Source organism: Bradyrhizobium sp. STM 3561 (assembly GCF_045571455.1).
Lineage (GTDB): Bacteria > Pseudomonadota > Alphaproteobacteria > Rhizobiales > Xanthobacteraceae > Bradyrhizobium > Bradyrhizobium vignae.
Window position 1 is genome coordinate 7,566,598 of record NZ_CP120695.1, and the last position, 19,317, is coordinate 7,585,914.

General features: G+C 63.7%; 17 protein-coding genes. 4 read left to right on the forward strand and 13 right to left on the reverse strand.

Features of this window, described 5'->3' with window-relative positions; all coding sequences use genetic code 11:
- Positions 1 to 65 precede the first annotated feature (65 nt).
- The 3 genes from P6U28_RS35865 to P6U28_RS35875 form a co-directional block, all read right to left on the reverse strand.
- Positions 66 to 1,385, reverse strand: coding sequence for a TRAP transporter large permease (locus P6U28_RS35865; RefSeq protein WP_122405806.1), 1,320 nt, complete (start codon positions 1,383 to 1,385; stop codon positions 66 to 68).
- Positions 1,386 to 1,387: 2 nt separating this feature from the next.
- Complete coding sequence (locus P6U28_RS35870; RefSeq protein ID WP_122405805.1) at positions 1,388 to 1,897, reverse strand: TRAP transporter small permease; 510 nt, start codon at positions 1,895 to 1,897, stop codon at positions 1,388 to 1,390.
- Between the two features lie 203 nt (positions 1,898 to 2,100).
- Positions 2,101 to 3,117: a TRAP transporter substrate-binding protein gene (locus tag P6U28_RS35875; protein ID WP_122405804.1), complete on the reverse strand. Its 1,017-nt coding sequence runs from the start codon at positions 3,115 to 3,117 to the stop codon at positions 2,101 to 2,103.
- 265 nt (positions 3,118 to 3,382) lie between these two features.
- Between P6U28_RS35875 and pobA the strand changes: the two genes are divergently transcribed.
- Positions 3,383 to 4,552 (forward strand): 4-hydroxybenzoate 3-monooxygenase, encoded by a 1,170-nt coding sequence (gene pobA, locus P6U28_RS35880; protein WP_122405803.1) that lies wholly within the window; start codon positions 3,383 to 3,385, stop codon positions 4,550 to 4,552.
- A gap of 255 nt (positions 4,553 to 4,807) precedes the next feature.
- Complete coding sequence (locus P6U28_RS35885; protein WP_122405802.1) at positions 4,808 to 5,227, forward strand: PaaI family thioesterase; 420 nt, start codon at positions 4,808 to 4,810, stop codon at positions 5,225 to 5,227.
- 53 nt (positions 5,228 to 5,280) lie between these two features.
- Here the strand turns inward: P6U28_RS35885 and P6U28_RS35890 are convergent, their stop codons facing one another.
- The gene (locus P6U28_RS35890) at positions 5,281 to 6,165 is read right to left on the reverse strand and encodes a LysR family transcriptional regulator (RefSeq protein ID WP_122405801.1); all 885 of its coding nucleotides are present in this window, start codon (positions 6,163 to 6,165) and stop codon (positions 5,281 to 5,283) included.
- Between the two features lie 120 nt (positions 6,166 to 6,285).
- On the opposite strand from P6U28_RS35890, the gene P6U28_RS35895 reads away from it, so the two are divergent.
- On the forward strand, positions 6,286 to 6,918 hold the full coding sequence (locus P6U28_RS35895; protein WP_407120695.1) for a pyridoxamine 5'-phosphate oxidase family protein: 633 nt from the start codon (positions 6,286 to 6,288) through the stop codon (positions 6,916 to 6,918).
- Positions 6,919 to 6,954: 36 nt separating this feature from the next.
- On the opposite strand, the gene P6U28_RS35900 is transcribed toward P6U28_RS35895, so the two are convergent.
- The 3 genes from P6U28_RS35900 to P6U28_RS35910 are packed head-to-tail and all read right to left on the reverse strand — an operon-like array spanning position 6,955 to position 10,498.
- Complete coding sequence (locus P6U28_RS35900; protein WP_122405799.1) at positions 6,955 to 7,686, reverse strand: ABC transporter ATP-binding protein; 732 nt, start codon at positions 7,684 to 7,686, stop codon at positions 6,955 to 6,957.
- On the reverse strand, positions 7,683 to 9,452 hold the full coding sequence (locus P6U28_RS35905; RefSeq protein WP_122405798.1) for an ABC transporter permease subunit: 1,770 nt from the start codon (positions 9,450 to 9,452) through the stop codon (positions 7,683 to 7,685). The genes P6U28_RS35900 and P6U28_RS35905 overlap by 4 nt, the downstream gene beginning before the upstream one ends.
- 5 nt (positions 9,453 to 9,457) lie before the next feature.
- Positions 9,458 to 10,498 (reverse strand): branched-chain amino acid ABC transporter permease, encoded by a 1,041-nt coding sequence (locus tag P6U28_RS35910; RefSeq protein WP_162500463.1) that lies wholly within the window; start codon positions 10,496 to 10,498, stop codon positions 9,458 to 9,460.
- A 173-nt stretch (positions 10,499 to 10,671) separates the two neighbouring features.
- On the opposite strand from P6U28_RS35910, the gene P6U28_RS35915 reads away from it, so the two are divergent.
- A complete protein-coding gene (locus tag P6U28_RS35915) occupies positions 10,672 to 11,193 on the forward strand; it encodes a MarR family winged helix-turn-helix transcriptional regulator (protein WP_122405797.1) in 522 nt (173 codons plus the stop codon).
- A 130-nt stretch (positions 11,194 to 11,323) separates the two neighbouring features.
- On the opposite strand, the gene P6U28_RS35920 is transcribed toward P6U28_RS35915, so the two are convergent.
- The 6 genes from P6U28_RS35920 to P6U28_RS35945 all read right to left on the reverse strand — a co-directional run bounded on the left by P6U28_RS35920 (position 11,324) and on the right by P6U28_RS35945 (position 19,315).
- Positions 11,324 to 12,607 carry a glycerate kinase gene (locus P6U28_RS35920; protein WP_122405796.1) on the reverse strand — a complete coding sequence of 428 codons (1,284 nt, stop codon included), beginning with the start codon at positions 12,605 to 12,607 and terminating at the stop codon, positions 11,324 to 11,326.
- A 183-nt stretch (positions 12,608 to 12,790) separates the two neighbouring features.
- Positions 12,791 to 14,020, reverse strand: coding sequence for an ABC transporter substrate-binding protein (locus P6U28_RS35925; RefSeq protein WP_122405795.1), 1,230 nt, complete (start codon positions 14,018 to 14,020; stop codon positions 12,791 to 12,793).
- Between the two features lie 166 nt (positions 14,021 to 14,186).
- A complete protein-coding gene (locus P6U28_RS35930) occupies positions 14,187 to 15,413 on the reverse strand; it encodes an ABC transporter substrate-binding protein (protein WP_122405794.1) in 1,227 nt (408 codons plus the stop codon).
- 263 nt (positions 15,414 to 15,676) lie between these two features.
- On the reverse strand, positions 15,677 to 16,903 hold the full coding sequence (locus P6U28_RS35935) for an ABC transporter substrate-binding protein (protein WP_122405793.1): 1,227 nt from the start codon (positions 16,901 to 16,903) through the stop codon (positions 15,677 to 15,679).
- Positions 16,904 to 17,022: 119 nt separating this feature from the next.
- On the reverse strand, positions 17,023 to 18,258 hold the full coding sequence (locus tag P6U28_RS35940; RefSeq protein WP_162500462.1) for an ABC transporter substrate-binding protein: 1,236 nt from the start codon (positions 18,256 to 18,258) through the stop codon (positions 17,023 to 17,025).
- Between the two features lie 37 nt (positions 18,259 to 18,295).
- Entirely contained in the window at positions 18,296 to 19,315 is a 1,020-nt protein-coding gene (locus P6U28_RS35945) for a branched-chain amino acid ABC transporter permease (protein ID WP_122405792.1), read from the reverse strand.
- Positions 19,316 to 19,317: the final 2 nt, after the last annotated feature.

Sequence of the window (19,317 nt, forward strand, 5' to 3'; positions counted from 1 at the left end):
GCCTCTCCCCGCAAGCGGGGCGAGGGGGCTCACCGCCGTTGTGGCGACTGTCCAGCCTCAAAACGTCAATGCGCCATCATGCGCGTCGGCAGCCAGGTCGCCAGCAGCGGGAAGGCGATCAGGATCACGAGGCGCACGAGATCCGTCGCCACGAACGGGATCACGCCCTTGAAGATGGTGGAGAACGAGACGTCCTTCACCACGCTTTTGATGACGAAGACGTTCATGCCGACCGGCGGATGGATCAGGCCGAGCTCGACCGTCATCACGATGATGACTCCGAACCAGATCGGGTCGAAGCCGAGATGCATGATCACGGGGAAGATGATCGGCACGGTGAGGATGATCATCGCCATGGCGTCCATCAGGCAGCCGAGCACGAGGTACATCACCATGATCAGCGCCAGCACGCCGTAGGGTCCGAGGCCGAGCCCGGTGAGGAATTCAGTGACCTTCTGCGGCGTCTGAGTCACCGTGAGGAAATAGCCGAAGATCAGCGCGCCGATCAGCACGGTGAACACCGCGGCCGCAGTGCGCGTCGCCTGCAGCAGCGAGGCCAGCACCTTTTCGCGGTCGAGCCGGCCGGTCAGCACGCCGATGATGAAGGCGCCGGTGGCGCCGACGCCGCCGGCTTCCGTCGGCGTGAAGCGCGGCAGGAACGGCAGGCCATAGAGGCCGCCGATGACGAAGACAAACAGCAGCACCGGCGCCCAGATCTCCTTCAACCCGGCAAAGCGCTCGCGCCATGGCATCACCTTCCCCTTGGGCAGGAAGTCGGGCCTGAAATAGCCGATCAGGAAAATCGTGATCATGTACATGGTCATCGCCAAGAGGCCCGGGATGATGCCGGCGATGAACAGCTTTCCGATGTCCTGCTCGGTGATGATGCCGTAGACCGCAAGCACGGTGGAGGGCGGCAGCATCGCGCCCAGCGTGCCGCCTGCCGCGATCACGCCGGTGGCAAACGATTGCGGATAGCCGAAGCGGCGCATCTCCGGGTAGGCGACGGCGGAGAAGGTCGCGGCGGTCGCAACGGACGAGCCGCAGATCGCGGCAAAGCCGCCGCAGGCGCCGACCGTGGCAATGCCGAGCCCGCCGCGCAGATGTCCGACGAAACCGTTGGCGGCGCGGAACAGCTCGCGGCTCATGCCGGAATGGGAGACGAACGAGCCCATCAGCAGGAACATCGGAATGACGCCGAAGGTGTAGTCGGTCACGGTCCGCATCGAGGTCTGGCCGACCAGTTTCAGCGCCGGCGTCGCGCCGACCAGATAGGAGAAGCCGGAGACGCCGACGAGGCCCATGGCCATGCCGACGGGCACGCGCAGCAGCATCAGGAGAAATAAGGAAACGAAGCCGATAACGGCGACGGCATCGGTGCTCATGGTTACTCCGTCGCCTTGATCTTGGGGTCGTGCATCTCTTCGGGGTGGAAGATCAGCCGGTAGGTGCGGATCGCGATCAGCAGCACGGCGGAGACGTCGCCGATCCAGGCGACCGCGAAGAACGGCCAGGTCGGCATGTGCATGTCGAAGGTCTGGACATTGTCGTTGTAGGTGCCGCGCACCTTGTCGAACAGCGTCCAGGTCTGCACGGTGACGACGAACAGCAGCACCAGTGTTGCGAACACGTCGATCCAGCGCTGGTAGCGCGGACCGACATTGCCCCAGACGAGGTCGACCGTGATGTGGGTTCCGCGATAGGAGGTCGCCGCGATGCCCCAGAAAATGAGGATGCCGAGCAGCATGCGGCCAATGTCGAAGCTGTCGGGGATCGAATAGTTCAGCGTGTTGCGCAACAGCACCGACAGGAAGATGTCGAGCGCGACGAGGCCGACGAAGCCGGCCGCGATCCATTCGATCGAGTCGATCACGCGATCCATCCAGGCGCGCTTCATGGGGTGGTCCTATCGAGTGGCGTCATTTTGGGCTCAGGTCTCGCTGCGCATTTCGCCTCTCCCCGAATTCGCGCGCAGCGTGAATTCCGGGTGAGGGGGACTCTCCGCGAGTCTATCTGTCAGCAACTTTGCGGAAGCAGCCCCTCACCCCAACCTTCTCCCCGTAAGAACGGGGAGAGGGGGAGAGAGAGCCTGCCATCGCCTCACTCCGCGAGCGCGTTGTACTTTTTCAGCGAAGCCTTCAGATCCGCCAGCGCCGCGTCGGGATCGGCGCCGGCCTTCTTGGCGCCCTCGCCCCAGGTCTTGACCAGCGGTTCGGCGGCCTTCTTCCAGGCGGCGGTCTGCTCAGCCGTCAGCTTGTAGACCTCGTGGCCGGATTCCGCCTTCACCTTGTCGATGCCGGCATCCTCGAACTTGCCCCAGTGCTCGCCGACCGCGCCCGCCATCTCGATCGAGCAGTTCTTGTCGATCGCGGCCTTCTGCTTGTCGGACATCGCACTGTACTTGTCCTTGTTGATCACGAACACGAAGGTCGTGGTGTAGAGCGGCGCCTCCATGTCGTACTTCGTCACCTTGTCGATGCCGAACAGCACGAGGGAACCCCAGGGGAAGGTGACGCCGTCGGCGACGCCGCGCTCGATGATGTCGCGGACCTCGGGCGCCGAGGACTGCACGTTGGTGCCGCCGAGCGAGGTCACGAAGTTCGCCATGGTGGCGTGGGCGGGGCGGATCTTCATGCCCTTCACGTCCTCCGGGTTGACGATCTTCTTGGTGCGGGAATGGAACGAGGAGGGCGAATGGACGAAGGCGAGGCAGTATTTGACGTCCTTCATCTCCTTCTCGGCATATTTGCGATACCAGGCGTCCAGCCCCATCGAGCCGCCCTTGGCGTCCGAGATCAGGAACGGCAATTCGCCGGCGCCGATGATCGGGAAGCGGCCGGGCTGGTAGCCGGGATTGACGTAGGTGACGTCGGCGATGCCGTCGCGCGCCATGTCGTAATGGTCGAACGCCTTACCGAGCTGCTGGGCCGGAAACACCTTGCCGGTAATGGTTCCGCCGGAATCCCTGTTCACCGCGGCCACCCAGTCTTCCAGCGATTTCTGCAGCGGGTGCGACGCCGGCACCCAGTGCGAGACCTTCAGGTCGAAGGTCTTGTCCTGCGCGAGCGCTGGGCTCACGCTTGCTGCCAGCAGCAACGCCAGACAGGCTTTTTTCATCACGCGTTCTCTCCCTGTTTTCGACGGCGGGCTTCGATGGCCCGGTCTCGTTAATTAACATGTTATCTAATCGGCCGGCACGTTCAAGCCGGAACTGACGCGCGCCTTGCCGCGCCATCTACGTCAGCCATGTTGCATGGGTTTGTCGCTGCTCGGACGACGAACGCTCCCCTTTTGCCAGACCGTTATATGATATAATTATCGTCTGCGGGCCTTCGCCACAAGCAGGCCGCGACGAAGCCTACAGCATCGGGAGGAGCAAGTATTGCGGACAAAAGTCGCAATCATCGGGGCCGGACCGGCCGGATTGTTGCTTGGGCAACTTCTGCACACATACGGCATAGACAACGTCATCCTGGAGCGGCAGAGCCCGGACTATGTGCTCGGCCGCATTCGCGCAGGTCTCCTGGAAGAAGGAACCGTCGCACTGCTCGATCAGGTCGGCGCTGGGGCGCGGGCCCATGCCGAAGGCCTGGTGCATGAAGGCATCGAGCTCGCCTTTTCCGGCAGCCGTCACCGCATCGACATGAAGGGCGCGACCGGCAAGACGGTGATGATCTACGGCCAGACCGAGGTCACGCGCGACCTGATGAATGCGCGGAAGGCTGCGGGTCTCGTCTCGGTCTATGAGGCCAAGGACGTGCAGCCGCATGATTTCGACGGCAGTCACCCGCGCGTGACCTACGTCAAGGACGGCGTCACCCATACGCTCGATTGCGATTTCATCGCCGGCTGCGATGGCTTCCACGGCGTCAGCCGCGCCAGCGTGCCGTCTTCGGCCATCGAAGAATTCGAGCGGGTCTATCCGTTCGGCTGGCTCGGCATCCTCTCGGACACGCCGCCGGTCAGCCATGAGCTGATCTACTCCAACCACGCCCGCGGCTTTGCGCTGTGCACCATGCGCTCGACCAAACGCAGCCGCTACTATGTGCAGTGCGCGCTCGACGATCATGTCGATCAATGGCCGGACGACCGCTTCTGGGACGAATTGAGACGCCGGCTCGACCAGGAGGCGGCCGATAGCCTGGTCACGGGACCCTCGATCGAGAAGAGCATCGCGCCCTTGCGCAGCTTCGTCGCCGAGCCGATGCGCTTCGGCAAAATGTTCCTGTGTGGCGATGCCGCCCACATCGTGCCGCCGACCGGCGCAAAGGGATTGAATCTCGCCGCCAGCGACGCGCATTATCTGTCGAGCGCCTTGCGCGAGTTCTACGACGAGAAATCCAGCGCCGGCATCGGCGCCTATTCCACCAAGGCGCTGGCCCGCGTCTGGAAAGCCGTGCGCTTCTCGTGGTGGATGACCTCGATGCTGCACAAATTCCCCGACACCGGCACCATCGGCGCCCGCATCCAGCTCGCCGAGCTCGACTATGTCACGCAGTCCAAGGCCGCGATGACTTCGCTGTCGGAGAATTACGTGGGACTGCCGTTTTGAGACGGTGCCCGCCCCACAATAGGTGTCATGTCCCGGCTTGATCGGGGCATCCAGTACGCCGCGGCCTCTCGGTGTCGACGCGCCGCCTCTGGAATACTGGATCACCCGCTTTCGCGGGTGATGACAGTCTTGAGAATTTTGCGACAGCGTCGCCATTTCAAACACTCGCGCAAATCCCGTTTAAAACTTTGTAGGCGGTGAAACCGTCATTCACATCGCGTTCAATGGCGGCAGCCAACGACACGCGAGACAGCCATGACCTCCACTGACATCCCCGCCGGCTTCGAGCCGCATTTCCGCAAGGCGCCGCTCACCGATCCCTGGGAGCCGCTCTATTCGAAGAAGACCGAGAAAGGCGTCACGGTGGGGCTGCGCCTGGCAATGCCGCACACCAACGCGCGCGGACTGATCCATGGTGGGCTGATCGCGGCGCTTGCAGACGCCGCCATGGGCTACAGCTGCGCCCACGCGACGAACTGGACGACGTCCTTCGTCACCATCTCGCTCTCGGTCGACTATGTCGGCGCGGCCGAGATCGGCCAGTGGCTCGCGGTCGAGGGCGACGCAATCAAGACCGGCAATACGATCTGCTTCGCGCAGTGCCTGATCAAGGCCGACGACGCCGTGATCGCGCGCGCCAGCGGCACGTTTCGCGTCGTGCCGAAGAAGGGGTAGCCGCGCTCTCGTGTCCCGACTCTGCGCCGCTGCGCGCTTGTCCGGGACACGCCTTACCCAAACCGCCACTCCGCCGTCTCCACCACGAGATCGATGAACGCGCGCACCTTGGCCGAGAGCAGGCGCGAGGTTGGATAGACGATGTGGATCGGCAGCGCCGGCTGTTCGTATTTCGCCAGCACGACTTTCAAGCGCCCGCGCTTCAGCCCCTCGGCCGCCTGATAGGCCAGCACCCGCGTCACGCCGCCGCCGGCCGCGGCATATTGCAGGGCGGCGTCGGCGCTGTTGCTGGTGAAGCGCGGCGACGGCGTCACCTCGATGTCGCGGCCGTCCTGCACGAAGTGCCAGCTGGCGGACGGGCCGAACTGGATGGTCTGATGTTCGCGCAGCGCCTCCGGCGTCTTCGGCTCGCCATGGCGCTTCAGATAGCTGGGCGCGGCCACCACGATCCGCCGCATCTCGCCGACCTGGCGCGCCACCAGCGAGGAATCGGCGAGATGGCCGATCCGCACCGCGGCATCGACGGCGTCTTCCACGAGATTGACGAGGTGATCGGAGAGCCTGAGCTCGGCGGCGACCTCAGGGTAGCGCTTGAGATAGGCGGTCATGACCGGCCCGACATGCAGCCGGCCGAAGCCGACCGGCGCCGACACAACCAATCGCCCAGTCGGCCGGTTGCGCTCCTGCCGCGCCGAGCCGTCGGCCTCCTCGACATCGGCGAGGATGCGCCGCGCGCGCTCCAGATAGCGCGCGCCGACGTCGGTCAGCGTCACTTGGCGCGTGGTCCGCTGCAGCAGGCGGGCGCCGAGATGCTCCTCCAGCGCCGCGATCATCCGTGTCACCACCGACGGCGACAGGCGCAGCTTGCGTGCCGCCGGCGCAAAGCCGCGCAGATCGGCGACAGTGACGAAGACGTGCATGGCGTCGAGGCGGTCCATGGCATTATTGCATATGCCGCAATGATGAAGTGTCAAGCGGCTAGATTGTTCTAGTCGGCGGAAGCTCCATCTTGATCGACGAAGACGCAGAGATGCGCCGGAATTTTAGGAGAGGTTCCGATGACCACCGCAGCCCACACCTATGCCAGCGACGTCGCCTTCTCGCCGGCGGTGAAGGCGATCCAGGCCCGCAAGGGCTCGCGTGAGGCCTATGCGGATAGCGAGCAGCGTGGCTGGCGCACCGAGGTCGACGATAACGTCGCCGCGTTCCTGGCCGACGCCAACAGCTTCTACTTCGCCACCGCCTCAGCCGAGGGCCAGCCCTATATCCAGCACCGCGGCGGGCCCAAGGGCTTTCTCAAGGTGCTGGACAAGCAGACGCTGGCATTCGCCGACTATGCCGGCAACCGGCAGTTCATCACCCAGGGCAATCTCTCGGAGAATCCCAAGGCCTATATCTTCGTGATGGACTACGCCCATCGCCGCCGCGTGAAGATCTGGGGCGAGGCGCGCGTCGTCGAGGACGACGAAGCGTTGACCACGTCGCTGATGCCGAAGGGCTATCGCGCGCGGCCGGAGCAGGTCATCCTGTTCAAGATCGCCGCCTGGGATACGAATTGCCCGCAGCACATCCCGCAGAAATTCGACGCAGGCGATGTCGCCGCGGCGCTCGCGGCGAGGGACCAGCGGATCGCGGAGCTGGAGGCGGAGCTCGCGGCGTTGAAGGGGGAGAAGGGGACGGGAGCGTCGTAACGCCCTGCTTACTTACCCTCCAGGGGAGGGTAAGAGTCACAACACGCTCGCGCCTTCGTGCTGGAAGCCGAGATAGCTCGCCGCCACGCGCTCGTTCGCGGCGATGTCGCTGGCCTTGCCGCTGAGCACGAACTCGCCGAGCTCCATCACATAGGCCTGGTCCGCGATCTTCAGTGCGGCCTGGGCGTTCTGCTCGACGAGCAGCACGGAAACGCCGCTGGCGCGCAGCTCGGTGACGATGCGGAAGATGTCGGCGACGATGATCGGCGCGAGCCCGAGGCTCGGTTCATCCAGCATCAAGAGCTTCGGCTCGCCCATCAGCGCCCGGCCCATCGCGAGCATCTGCTGCTCGCCGCCGGACAAGGTGCCGGCGAGCTGCTTGCGGCGCTCCTTGAGCCGCGGAAACAGCGCATAGATCCGCTCGATCGAGGACCTCGCCCGGCTCCGCTCGATGCGGAAGGCGCCCAGCTCGAGATTGTCCTCGACATTCATGGTCACGAACAATTCGCGGTGCTCCGGGACGAGACCGAGGCCCATCGCGACGCGGTCCTCGATGTCGAGCCGGGCGAGATCCTGGCCGGCAAAGGTGACGCGGCCCTTCAGCGGCAGGATGCCCATGATGGCGGACAACAGCGTGGTCTTGCCGGCGCCGTTGGCGCCGACGATGGTGACGATCTCGTTGGTGCCGACCTCGAGCGAGACCGAGCGCACGGCCTCGACCTTGCCATAGGCGACATGCGCATCGGTGACGGACAACAGCGCGCTCATGCCGCCACTCCGAGATAGGCCTTGATCACTTCGGGATTGGTCTTGATCGTGGCGGGCGTGCCCTCGGCGATCTTGGTGCCGAAATCGAGCACCACGATGCGGTCGGCGAGGTTCATCACAAAGCCCATGTCGTGCTCGACCAGCAGCACGCTCATCCCGCCGTCGCGCAAGTCACGCAGCAGCGTCGCGAGGCGCTGCTTCTCCATGTGGCGGAGGCCCGCGGCCGGCTCGTCGAGCAACAGCAGCATCGGATCGACACACAGCGCGCGGGCGATCTCGACGATGCGCTGCTGGCCGAGCGAGAGGCTGCCGGCAAGCTGGTGCATCTGCTCGGCGAGGCCGACGCGCTCGATCTGGCGCGCGGCTTCCGCGAGCAGCTTGGCCTCATCAGCGCGGTCGAGCCGCAGCATCGAGGAGATCGGACCGGAATGGCCGCGCAGATGCGCGCCGATCGCGACGTTCTCCAGCACGGTCATGTCGGGGACCAGCTTGACGTGCTGGAAGGTCCTGCTGATGCCGAGCTTGACGATCTCCTGCGGCGGCGCGTTGTCAACCTTCCTGCCGAGCACCGAGATCGAGCCTGATGTCGCCGACAGCACGCCGGTGATCAGGTTGAACGTCGTGCTCTTGCCGGCGCCGTTCGGACCGATCAGCGCGACGATCTCGCGGGCCTGGACGTCGAAGGAGACGTTGTTGACCGCGACCACGCCGCCGAACTGTTTTCGCGCTTTCTCCACCTGAAGCAGAACGCCGGACTCGCCAACCGTGCGGGCGCGATGTTCCAGCTTCAGCGAGGTGTCAGGCTTCCTGCCACCCGTGCGCTCGGGCAGGAACGATATCAGCCAGGGCCACAGGCCGCCGGGCGCGAGCTGCAGCAGCGCCACCAGCATGATGCCGAACACGATGGTCTCGACCTGGCCGGAGCCGGGCAGGATCAGCGGCAGATAGCTTTGCAGCACCTCTTTCAGCACCACGACGATCGCCGCGCCGAGCACGCCGCCCCAGACATACCCGGCGCCGCCGACCACCGCGATGAAGAGATATTCGATGCCGGCCTGTGCGCCGAACGGCGTCGGGTTCACCGCGCGCTGAAGATGCGCGTAGAGCCACCCCGAAAGCCCCGCGAGCACCGCGGCATGGATGAACACCAGGAGCTTGGCCCGCGGCGTGTGCACGCCGAACGCCTCGGCCGCGACATGGCCGCGCCTGAGCGCGCGAATGGCGCGGCCGGTGCGGGAGTCCAGCAGGTTCATCGTCAGCAGCGCCGAGACGATCACCGCGACCCAGATCGCGTAGTAGATCGAGCCGGGCGAGAGCATCTTGAACGCACCGATCGACAGCGGCGGGATGGCCGAGATGCCGTCGTTTCTCCCTAAGAATTCCAGCTTGCTGAAGAGATAGAACAGGCCAAGCCCCCAGGCGAGCGTGCCGAGCGGCAGATAATGGCCGGAGAGGCGGACCGTGATCAACCCGAGCAGCACCGCCAGCGATCCGCTGACCACGAGCGACAGCGGCAGCGTCAGCCACGGCGACAGGCCGTAGGCCGTCGACAGCACCGCGGTGGTGTAGGCGCCGAAGCCGACGAAGGCGGCTTGCCCGAACGAGGTGAGGCCGCCGACGCCGGTCAGCAGCACGAGACCCATCGCGACCAGCGCCGCGAGACCGATATTGTCGAGCAGCACGATCCAGAACGGCGGCATGCCGGGGACGAACGGGATCGCCGCCATGAGAGCTGCGAAAACGAGAATGGGAAGCCGGCTCTGCATGCGCGTCAGTCCTTCTCTTCCTCGACTGCGGGAGCGGCGAGCGAGCGCAGCAGCAGCACGGGGATCAGCAGCATGAAGACGATCACCTCCTTGTAGTTGGAGGCATAGAAGGACGAGAACGCCTCGACGATGCCGACCACCAGCGCCGCGGCGGCGGTGAGGGGATAGCTGACCAGCCCGCCGATGATCGCGGCGACGAAACCCTTCAGGCCGATCAGGAAGCCCGAGTCGTAGTAGAGCGTCGTGATCGGCACGATCATGATGCCTGACAGCGCGCCGATGACCGAGGCCAGCAGGAAGGCGATCTGCCCCGACAGCGTGGTGCGGATGCCCGCAAGCCGCGCGCCCAACCGGTTCACCGCGGTCGCGCGCAGCGCCTTGCCGTAGAGCGTCAGGCCGAAGAACAGCCAGAGGGCGACGATGAAGGCGATGGTGATGGCGTAGACGGTGATGCTCTGGCCGGTGAAGCGCAGCGCGCCGGCAGTGAAGGCGCCGGACAGCACGGCAGGTCCGCGTTGGCCTTCGGCGCCGAAGAACAGCAGGCCGAGGCCTTGTAGCGCGAGATGCACGCCCACCGAGGCGATCAGCAGCACCAGCACGGAGGTGTGCGCCAGCGGCTGGAACGCGATGCGGTAGAGATAGAGGCCGATCATCGCCACGATCACCAGCGACAGCGCGATGCAGACCGGCACCGGCGGCTTCTGCGCGGCGAAGTAGAGGGTCAGCGCCAGCACGATGGAAGGCAGCACGATGTTGGTGATGAAGCTGCGAACCACCAGCCGCGCATGCAGCGCCCTGCGCGCCACGAACAGGTCGAAGGCGAAGGCGCCGATGCCGAGCGCGAGCGCGAGCTTGGCCGTGCCCGGCATCTGGCCCGCCGCCAGCGAGGCATAGGTCAGCGCGCCGTAGGTGACGAATTCGCCCTGGGGAATGAGGATGACGCGGGTGACGGCGAACACCAGCACCAGCGCCAGGCCGAGCAGCGCATAGATTGCGCCATTGGTGATGCCGTCCTGCACCAGGAACAGCATGATGGTGGTATTCAAGACCGGACGCTCCCCCTAATCCGGACCGGTCCTCTCGATTGCGGTGGACGGTCCGCTCACAGCCATTGAAAAACGCATGCGATATTTGATATGGTCCATAACAATTATCAAATATAACATCAAGGGTGGGAAGCGACCCCTCCCGAATTTAGCGGGATTACGAGCACGAGGCGATGACCGTTTCCAAAACCGCTGAAAAGACCTCCGAAAAGCCGGCTGACGCGGCCAAGGGCCGCAAGGATGCGGCCGAGCCGCAGAGCGAAGCTCTCCAGCTCGGCGAGCTATCCGAGCAGCTTGGCTATGTCCTGAAGCGGGCGCAGCTCAAGGTATTCGAGAACTTTCTGCGCTGCATGGCCTCGCTGCAGCTGACGCCGGCGCAGTTCTCGGTGCTGCTGCTGGTCGAGAAGAACCCCGGCCGGAACCAGACCGAGATCGCCTCCACCCTCGGCATCCTCAGGCCGAATTTCGTGGCGATGCTCGACAATTTGGAGAGCCGCGACCTCTGCGCGCGGATCCGCTCCACCAACGACCGCCGCTCGCACATCCTGGTCCTGACCGACAAGGGCAAGGCCGTGCTGGCGCGCGCGAAAAAGCTCGTTGCCACCAAGCACGAGGCCCGGTTGAACGATCTGCTCGGCCAGGCCAACCGCGAGGCCCTGATCGCGATGCTCGCGAAGATCGCGAACGAGTTTTGAGCCCCGCGGCTACCGGCGGTGGATCCTCACTCTCTGCCGTCATCGCCCGCGAAGGCGGGCGATCCAGTACTCCGAGACGGTTGTGATTTGTCGATAAGCCGCGGCGTACTGGATTCCCCGCTTTCGCGCCTCAATCCACCAGGATCACGCGGATATCATTCACATTGGTCAGCGTCGGCCCCGGCTGCAGCAGATCCCCCGTGGCTTCGAAGAACGTCGTCGCGTCGTTGTTGTCGAGATAGGCCTGCGGCTGAAGCGCCAGCGCCTTCATCTTCGCAAACGTCGCTGCGTCGATCAGCGCGCCGGCGGGGTCGGTGGGGTGGCCGGCACCACCATCGGCGCCGTCGGTGTCGCCGGCGAGCGCCGAAATGTCCGGCGTATCCTGGAGCAGCTCGGCGAGCGCCAGCGCGTATTCCTGGTTCGGTCCGCCGCGGCCATGGCCGCGCACGGTCACCGTGAGCTCGCCGCCGGAGAGGATCGCGACGCGCTTGCCCTGGGCGCGGGCTTGCAGCGCCAGCCTGGCATGATCGGCGGCGACCTCGCGGGCCTCGCCTTCGAGATCGGCGCCGAGATCGATGGTCTCGTAGCCGGACTGGCGCGCGAGCTTCACCGCGGCGTCCAGCGATTGCTTGGGCCGCGCGATCAGCTCGAAATGCGCACGCGCAAACGCCGCGTCACCCGGCTTGCAGCTCTCGTTATTGGGATCGTCGAGCGCGCGGCGCACCGCATCGTCGACGTCGAGCCTGTACTTGGCCACGATCGCGCGCGCATCCGCCAGCGTCGTCGCGTCGGGCACGGTGGGGCCCGAGGCGATCGCGGAGGGCTCGTCGTGCGGCACGTCCGAGATCGCGAGCGTGACGATCTCGGCGGCATTCCTGCCGGCGCGCGCCAGCCGGCCGCCTTTGATGCGCGACAGGTGCTTGCGAACGACATTCATCTCGCCGATCGGCGCACCCGAGCGCAGCAGCGCCTTGTTGACCGCCTGCTTCTGCACGAAGCTGATGCCCTCCACCGGCGCGATCCAGTTCGCCGAGCCGCCGCCGGTGAGCAGCACCAGCAAGAGATCGTCGGGCCCGGCCTCGCCGGCGAGCGCCAGCGTGTCGGCGGCGCCCTTCAGGCCGGCCTCGTCGGGCACGGGATGACCGGCCTCGACCACGCGGATGCGGCGCGTCGGCACGCCGTAGCCGTGGCGCGTGGTGGCGATGCCGACCAGCCGCTCCGGCGCGAGCTTGAGCGTATCGAGATAGTGCCGCTCCGCCGCCGCGGCCATCGCGCCGGCGCCCTTGCCGGCGGCAAGACAGATCACGCGTCCCTTGGGGGCAGGCCGCAAATGAGGGGCCAGCACCACGTCGGGATGGGCGGCGGCGACGGCGGCGTCGTAGAGCGCGCGGAGCAAAGGACGGCGGTCGGTCATGGACGATGGCCTTGAGCAGACTGAGGTGGCGGCGACAAGGTCGCCGGCCATCTGCCTACCGCATCGTGCGGCAAAGCGTAAGCGGCCTTTATCATCATTCGATTGTGCAATCGCATGATCATAATCCACGCGCAAGCAAAGCCCCCTGCGATCGTCTCGCGGGGGCTCGTCGTGTGTTTCGCGCTAGCCGCCGGCTTCCGCGTCGATCACGTCGCCGAACAGTTCCCATCGCTCGCCCTTGAAGCGTTGCAGCTGCAGTGAGCTGATCGGGGCGAAGTCGGTCGCCGACGTGTTGATCTTGATGCCGGGTAGCAGCACCTCGGTGCGGAAGTCCTTCAGGCTCGCGGCTTGTTTCATCACATTCGCGCGCGTGAGATCGTCACCGCAGTTCTTCAGCACCTGGACCAGCGTCTGCGCGACGCCGTAGCCGACGATCGTGCCGTTGTCCGTCTTGTCGCCTTCGGGGAAGTACTTCGTCATGAAATCGAGAAATGCCTTCATCCCGGCGTCGTTGGCCCATTGCGCATCGGTGGTGTCTTTCAGATAGGCCGCCGAGATGATGCCTTGCGCGTTCTCGAAGCCGGCGGGCTTGATCACGCTGCCGACCGAGGCGGAGACGTTGTTGAGGAAGTGGATCGGCTTCCATCCGATCTCGGCGTTCTTCTTGATCGCCTGTGCCGCGAATTTCGGCGTGGTGATGTTGACGAAGATATCGGCGCCGGTGGCCTTCAGCTTGACGATGTGGTTGTCGATCGTCGGTTCGGACGTCTCGTAGCTTTCCTCGGCCACGATCATGCTGGCGGCCTTGGCGCCGAGGCCATCCTTCAGGCCCTTGAGATAGTCCTTGCCGTAATCGTCGTTCTGGAACAGGACGGCGATCTTCGCGTTCGGCATCTCCTTCAGGATGTACTTCGCATAGATCTGCGTCTCGCTCTGGTAGTTGGGCTGCCAGCCCATGGTCCAGGGGAAATCTTTCGGATCGTTCCACTTGGTGGCGCCGGTGGCGACGAACAGCTGCGGCACCTTCTTCGAGTTCATGTATTTCTGGATCGCCGAGTTCGACGGTGTGCCGAGCGAGTTGAAGATCAGCAGCACTTCGTCGCTCTCGACCAGCTTGCGGGCCTGCTCCACCGTCTTCGGCGGCGAGTACGCATCGTCATAGCTGATGAAGTTGATCTTGCGGCCGTTGATGCCGCCCTCGTCGTTGACCTTCTTGAAATAGGCGGCTTCGGTGCGTCCGATGATGCCATAGGCGGAGGCCGGTCCGCTGTAGGGCATGATGTTGCCGATCTTGATCTCGGTGTCGGTCGCGCCGGTATCGTATTTCTTCTGGGCTGATGCAGATGAGGCCGAGGCCGCGATGAGCGCGAGCGCCAATGATGCGGCCGCAAGCTTGCCGGTGACAGCAGGCATTCCAATCTCCCTGTTTTTCTTGGTGTGTGCGTCCCTTTTCTTGTCTCGGGTTTTTTGGTGGCGCGACCGCAATTCAATACGATTTGCCCGAAAGCTTCAAGGAAAAGCCCCTGCGACTTGGCCGCAGGGGCTGCGTCTTTAGTCGTTATTCGCGCCTGTCGATCCCCTAGCCTCCGACGTCGCTGCTGAGAACGTCGCCGAACCGCTCCCAGGCTTCCCCCTTGAAGCGGATGAGCTGCAACTGGGAGATCGGAGCAAAGTCGGTGGGGCTGGTGTTAACCTTGACGCCCGGCAGCAGGCCGAGCGGTTCGAAATCCTTCAGGCTGGCCGCCTGCTTCATCACGTTCTCACGCGTCAGATCGTCGCCGCAGGCCTTCAGCACCTGCACGAGACCCTGGGACACGATGAAGCCGTACATCACCGAGGCGTCGGCCCGGTTGGCCTCGGGATAGTATTTGTCCAGGAACTCGTTCCAGGCCTTCATCGCGGGATCGTTCTTCCACTGCGGATCGGTGGGATCCTTGAAATATTGCGAGGAGATGATGCCCTGCGCGTTCTCGAAGCCTGCCGGCTTGATCACGCTGCCGATCGACGCCGACACGTTGTTGAGGAAATGGAGCGGCTTCCAGCCGATCTCCGCATTCTTCTTGATCGCCTGCGCCGCGAATTTCGGCGTCGTGATGTTGAAGAACACGTCCGCGCCGGACGACTTCAGCCTGACGATGTGCGAGTCGATGGTCGGCTCGGAGACTTCATAGCTGTCCTCGATGATGATCATCGAGGCCTTGTTCCCAAGTCCGTCCTTGAAGCCTTTCAGATAGTCCTTGCCGTAATCGTCGTTCTGGTAGAGCACGCCGATCTTGGCGTCGGGATGGTTCTTCAGGATGTACTTTGCGTAAATCTGCGATTCGCTCTGGTAGTTGGGCTGCCAGCCCATGGTCCAGGGGAAATCTTTCGGATCGTTCCACTTGGTCGCGCCGGTGGCGACGAAGAGCTGCGGCACCTTCTTGGAGTTCATGTATTTCTGGATCGCCGAGTTGGGCGGCGTGCCGAGCGAGTTGAAGATCAGCAGAACCTCGTCGCTCTCGACGAGCTTGCGGGCCTGCTCCACCGTCTTCGGCGGCGAGTAGGCATCGTCATAGCTGATGAAGTTGATCTTGCGACCGTTGATGCCGCCTTCAGCGTTGATCTTGCGGAAATAGGCTTCTTCCGTCTTGCCGATCACGCCGTAAGCGGAGGCCGGTCCGCTATAGGGCATGATGTTGCCGATCTTGATTGCGGTGTCCGATGCGCCGGTATCGTATTTCTTCTGCGCTGACGCTACGGTGGACAGAGCGGCAGACAGCGCGAGGGCAGCCGCAAGGGCCCCCAAACGCACATGCATTGCAGGCATCTCGATCTCCCTGGGTCTGTTGAATGTGTCGCTTGTTCTTGATTGGGAGCGCTCGTCTCGTGCCCTCCGGCTCACATTGAATACCCTTCTCCCGCACCCAGCAAGAAAAACGCCCCCGGCGAAACCATCGTCGAGAGCGTGATTTGATCGATGCGGTGCGGAATATTTCCATGCGGCAGTACTGCCGCGCCCGCGATCGCGCGAACCTGGAGTTGCGTCACTCCGATCTAATTAACTCCAAATTGCGGCTGCTCGCGACGGCTCTATTGTCCGAGCTCGCTCGAGATGATGTCGCCGAACAGCTCCCATTTCCGGCCCTTGAACCGCATCATCTGGAGCTGTTCGATCGGGGCGAAATTGTCCGGCGCGGTATTGATCTTGATGCCGGGCAGCAGCGTGTCGGGTGCGAAGTCCTTCAGGCTGGCGGCCTGCTTCATGACGTTCTCGCGGGTGAGATCGTTGCCGCACATCTGCAGCACCTTCACCATGGTCTGCGCGGCGGCATAGCCGAACGCGACGCCGGCATCGAGCTTGTTGGCCTTGGGGTCGTATTGGGCGAGGAAGTTGTAGAATTTCTTCATGCCGTCATCGGCATCCCACTGCGGATCGGAGCCGTCCTTGGTGTAGCTCGCCGACAGGATGCCTTGCGAGATCTCGAACCCCGCCGGTTCGATCACGCCGCCGACCGAGGCCGAGACGTTGGAGATGATCTGGACCGGATGCCAGTTGATCTCCGCGGCCTTCTTGATTCCTTGCGCCGTGAATTTCGGTGTGGTGATGCTGATGAAGACGTCGGCACCGGAGGCTTTCAACTTGACCACGTGCTCGTCGACCGCCGGCTCCGAGGTGTTGTAGGCCTCTTCCAGCACGATCATCGAAGCCTTGGCGCCGAGGCCTTCTTTGAGTCCCTTCAGATAGTCCTTGCCGAAATCGTCGTTCTGGTAGAGCACGCCGATCTTCGCCTGCGGCCTCTCCTTCATGATGTACTTGGCGTAGATGCGCGCTTCGCTCTGGTAGGAGGGCTGCCAGCCCATGGTCCATGGATATTGCTTGGGCTCGTTCCATTTCGACGCACCGCTCGCTACGAACAATTGCGGCACCTTCTTCTCGTTCATGTATTTGCGGATGGCGCTGTTGGTGGAGGTTCCGAGCGAGCCGAAGATCAAGAGCACCCCGTCGCTCTCGACCAGCTTGCGCGCCTGCTCGACCGTTTTCGGCGGCGAATAGGCGTCGTCATAGGAGATGAATTTGATCTTGCGGCCGTTGATGCCGCCCTCAGCATTGATCTTGTTGAAATAGGCTTCTTCGGCCTTGCCGATCGCGGCATAGGCGGAGGCCGGACCGCTATAGGGCATGATATTACCGATCTTGATCTCGGTATCGGAAGCTCCGCTGTCATATTTTTTCTGCGCCAGCACTTCGCTGCTCATTGCAGTGCACAACGCGAATGCGACCCAGAGCGTCGCAACCTGAAAACGAACGGCAGTCATTGTTCTCCTACCCCGAGCTGGATCGGCGCCGCATTGAACAAGATTGCGGCCAGACGTCAACAAAAAGCCCCCGCAGTTGCCTGCGGGGGCTCTTCGCGCTGAATTGTTGCATCAGCGTGTCATTCGGAGGCGACGTCGCCGCTGATGATCTCGCCGAACAGTTCCCACCTCTCGCCCTTGAAGCGCATCATCTGGAGCTGCGCGATCGGAGCGAAGTCGGCGGCGCTGGTGTTGATCTTGACGCCGGGCAGCAGGGTATCCGGCGCAAAGTCCTTCAGGCTCGCCGCCTGCTTCATGAGGTTGGCGCGGGTGAGGTCGTCACCGCACATTTCCAGCACCTTGGCCAGCGTCGACGCGGCGCCGTAGCCATAGACCATGCTGGTGTCGGACTTGTCGGCACCCGGCATGTACTTGTCGACGAACTCGTTCCACCTCTTCATGCCGGGATCGTTGACCCACTGCGGATCCGTCGAATCCTTGGCATAGGCCGCCGACAGCACGCCCTGCGCGCTCTCGAAGCCGGCCGGCTTCATCACGCTGCCGACCGAGATCGACACGTTGGTGAGGATCTGGAGCGGCTTCCAGCTGAGCTCGGCGGTCTTCTTGATGGTCTGGGCCGCGAACTTCGGCGTCGCATAGATCAGCAGCACGTCGGGATTGGCCGCCTTGATCTTGACGATGTGGCCGTCGATCGAAGGCTCGGAGACCTCATAGCTCTCTTCCATGATGATCATGGAAGAGGCCTTGGCGCCGAGCCCGTCCTTGGTGCCCTTGAGGTAGTCTTTGCCGAAATCGTCGTTCTGATAGAGGATCGCGACCTTGGCATCGGGCTTCTCCTTCATCAGCCATTTCGCGTAGATGTGCGCTTCGCTCTGGTAGGAGGGCTGCCAGCCCATGGTCCAGGGGAAGTTCTTCGGATCGTTCCACTTGGTGGCGCCGGTGGCGACGAAGAGCTGCGGGATCTTCTTGGCGTTGAGGTATTTCTGGATCGCCGTGTTCGAGGGTGTGCCGAGCGGATTGAAGACGGTCAGCACCTCGTCGCTCTCGACCAGCTTGCGGACCTGCTCGACGGCTTTCGGCGGCGAATAGCCGTCGTCATAGGTCACGAAATTGATCTTGCGGCCGTTGATGCCGCCCTTGTCGTTGATCATCTTGAAATAGGCTTCTTCGGTCTTGCCGATGATGCCGTAGGCCGACGCCGGACCGCTGTACGGCATGATGTTGCCGATCTTGATCTCGGTATCGGACGCGCCGGTGTCGTATTTCTTTTGGGCGAGTGCAGCGCCGGAGGTGAGAGTGATGGCCGCCGTTGCCGTGACCAGCGCGGCGGATCGCAGTGTTCTTCCGAAAAGCAATTGGGTCTCCTTGGTTAACGACTGTCCTTGAGAGTTTTCAGTTCTTCCTGAGCTTGCCAGCGAGTTGCTGGCCCAGGATTGCGGCCTGTCTTGCGCCGTGCGGCACGAGGTAGATGACGAGGAACAACAGCACCCCGAACACCGCGCCGGAAAGGCCCTTGGAGATGCTTTCCGCCATGTTCGGCACGAAGATGATGAAGGCCGCGCCGACGAACGAGCCGGGCAGCCAGCCGACGCCGCCGACGACCATGCCGAGGAACAGCGAGATCGCGAGCGTGATGGTGTAGCTGTCGGGCGCGACGAATTGCACGGCGATGGCGCCAAGCGAGCCGGCAACGCCGGTGATGCCGGCGGACACTCCGAAAGCGAGCGTCTTGTAGAGCGCGACGTTGACACCCATCGAGGAGGCCGCGATCTCGTTGTCGCGGATCGCCATGAAGGCGCGGCCGGAGCGGGAGCGCAGCAGGTTCACCGAGAAGATGTAGATCGCGACGGTCACGACGAGCGTGAAGTAGTACAGCCACATGTCCTGCGACATCGGCAGGCCGAACGGTGCGTCCGGCTTGGTGACGACGAGGCCTTGCACGCCGCCGGTCCAGTGCTCGAGGAAGTTCAGTTTCAACAGCTGTGGCATCGCGGTGGCGAGTGCGAAGGTCGCGAGCGCGAGATAGACGCCCGACAGCCGCAGCGCCGGCTTGCCGAACAGGTAGCCGAATGCGAAGCAGACCGCGGCGGAAATCGGAATGGTCAGCGCGTAGTTGATGTTGGCGTGCTCCATAAGCACCGCCGAGGTATAGGCGCCGACGGCGTAGAACGCGCTCTGGCCGAGCGAGAACTGGCCGCTTCCGCCGGTCAGGATGTTCAGCGCCAGTACCGCGAGCCCGTAGATCAGGAGCATCGTCATCTGGAAGATGATGAAGTTCTTGACGAACACCGGCACGATCAGCAGCGCCGCCAGCACCAGCAGCGAGGTGCCGGTGCCCAGCGTCATGGCCCGCTTCGGAACCGCCTCGACCGCTTCGTGGCCTTCGGCGACGACTTCTTCTGCAGCGCTCATGA